Raw genomic sequence first — 2,496 nt, 5'->3', positions numbered from 1 at the left:
TGTTGATTGCCACTGAGAACTGACCCGGCGTTTCCACCGAGAATTGACCCGCCTGTTAGGTATGTTTCGGGTCTGCGGTCGTGGTCAAGTTCCTCGTTTTCTCCTTTGTCGTTTTAGTGTCGTGCGCAGAGCTGTTCTTGAAGCGGAAGCTGTCGTTTCCGGTTTCAAGGATGTGGCAATGATGGGTAAGCCGATCGAGCAATGCCGTGGTCATCTTGGCATCACCGAAGACGCTGGCCCATTCGCTGAAGCTGAGGTTCGTCGTGATGATGACGCTGGTTCGCTCGTAGAGTTTGCTGAGCAGGTGGAAGAGCATCGCACCGCCTGACGCGCTGAACGGCAGGTATCCAAGCTCATCAAGGATCACGAGATCAGAGTGGACAAGGCGATTGGCGATCTGCCCAGACCGTCCTTGCGCCTTTTCCTGTTCCAGCGCGTTGACCAGCTCGACCGTTGAGAAGAACCGGACCCGTTTGTGGTGATGCTCGATGGCCTGAACACCTATCGCGGTAGCAATGTGTGTCTTGCCCGTGCCGGGGCCACCGACCAGAACGATGTTGTTTGCGTCGTCCAGGAAGTCGCAGCGATGAAGCTGCTGCACGAGCGCCTCGTTGATCTCGCTGCTGGCGAAGTCGAAGCCATTCAGATCACGATAGGCAGGGAAGCGTGCCGTCTTGAGCTGGTAGGCAGTCGAGCGAACTTCACGTTCCGCGGTCTCTGCTTTCAAAAGCTGCGACAGGATCGGAATGGCAGCCTCGAACGCCGGCGATCCTTGCTCGGTTAGTTCGCCGACGGCTTGTGCCATTCCGTGCATCTTCAGTTGCCGCAGCATGATGACGATCGCACCGCTTGCTGGATTATGACGCATGGCGGGCCTCCGTCTTTCTCAGGGCATCGTATCGTTCAACATTGGCCTTGGGCTCGTTGACGAGCGTCAGGGCTTGTGGCGCATCGATGGTCGGCGGCGTGAAGGATTTGCCGTCGACAAGGCGATGCAGCAGGTTCAGAACATGCGTCTTGGTCGGAACACCGGACTTCAACGCCATGTCGACCGCCGACAGGACGGCCTGTTCATCGTGTTGAAGGACGAGCGCCAGGATATCGACCATCTCCCGGTCGCCGCCCGGCTTCTTGAGCAAGTATTGCTGCAAGGCCCGGAATGCATCGGGAAGTTCGACGAATGGTGCACCGTTGCGAAGCGCACCTGGCTTGCGCTGCACTACCGCCAAGTAGTGCCGCCAGTCGTAGATCGTCTGTCCTGGCCTGTCGTGGGAGCGATCAATGACGCGACGATGCTCGCAAATGATCTGTCCTTCTGCGGCGGCCACAACACGGTCTGGGTAAACCCTTAGGCTCACCGGCCGATTGGCGAAGGACGCCGGGACGCTATAGCGATTGCGCTCCAGATGCACGAGGCAGGTCGGAGAGACACGCTTGGTGTATTCGACAAACCCATCGAACGGCCGGGTAATGGGCATGAGCGCGGGAGCTTCTTCCGCCCAAATGTCGGCAATGGTGCCACGCATCTGACCGTGCGGGGTCTGTGCCCAGAACTCCTTGCAGCGTTGCTCGAGCCAGTCGTTCAGGGCTTCCAGCGATGGAAAGCGCGGAACGGGCTGAAAGAACCGATGACGCGCATCCTGAACATTCTTCTCGACTTGTCCCTTCTCCCAGCCTGAAGCCGGATTGCAAAACTCAGGCTCGAACAGGTAGTGGCTAGCCATCGCCTGGAAGCGCACGTTGACGTCACGCTCTTTCCCGCGGCCAACCTTGTCGATCGCGGTGCGCATGTTGTCGTAAATGCCGCGTCCCGGGATGCCGCCGAATACGCGAAATGCATGATTGTGGGCATCAAACAGCATCTCGTGCGTCTGTAGCAGATAGGCCCGAACGATGAAGGCTCGGCTGTAGCTCAGCTTCGTGTGCGCCACCTGCAGCTTAGTGCGTTCATTGCCGATGATCGCCCAGTCCTCCGACCAGTCGAACTGGAAGGCTTCTCCGGGATCGAACGCCAGAGGTACATATGTCCCGCGGCCCGTCGTCTGCAACTCTCTCTGGCGATCATCACGCCATTCCCGGGCAAATGCCGCAACCCGATTGTAGGAGCCCTCGTAGCCAAGGCTCATCAGGTCAGCATGCAATTGCTTCATCGTCCGCTTCTGTTTGCGGTTCTTCTTGGATTCCGTCTTCAGCCAGGCAGACAACCGATCAGCAAAAGGATCGAGCTTGCTCGGCCGCTCCGGGACCTTGAACTTCGGCTCCACACCGTCCAGGCGCAGGTATTTGCGAATGGTATTCCGGGATAAGCCGGTCCTGCGGCAAATCTCCCGGATCGATAAATGGTCTCGAAAATGCCAGCGTCGGATCACGCTCAATAACGCCATGTCGATCACTCCATAGCCCTCGCTGAAAACATGCAAGGGAAGGTTGGAACATGGGTCAATTCTCAATGGAAATATCAGGCCACGCTGGGTCAGTTCTCAGTGGCAATCAACA

At 57.8% G+C, this 2,496-nt stretch carries 2 protein-coding genes; both read right to left on the bottom strand.

Annotated features, from left to right (window positions below; all coding sequences use genetic code 11):
- Positions 1–55 precede the first annotated feature (55 nt).
- Positions 56–868, bottom strand: a complete 813-nt coding sequence (istB, locus tag CES86_RS00840) for an IS21-like element helper ATPase IstB (RefSeq protein ID WP_094513296.1) — start codon at positions 866–868, stop codon at positions 56–58.
- On the bottom strand, positions 858–2,384 hold the full coding sequence (gene istA / locus CES86_RS00835) for an IS21 family transposase (RefSeq protein WP_100649079.1): 1,527 nt from the start codon (positions 2,382–2,384) through the stop codon (positions 858–860). The genes istB and istA overlap by 11 nt, the downstream gene beginning before the upstream one ends.
- Positions 2,385–2,496 lie beyond the last annotated feature (112 nt).

This window comes from Brucella lupini (assembly GCF_002252535.1).
GTDB classification, from domain to species: domain Bacteria; phylum Pseudomonadota; class Alphaproteobacteria; order Rhizobiales; family Rhizobiaceae; genus Brucella; species Brucella anthropi.
This window is presented reverse-complemented; position numbering and strand designations above follow the sequence as displayed.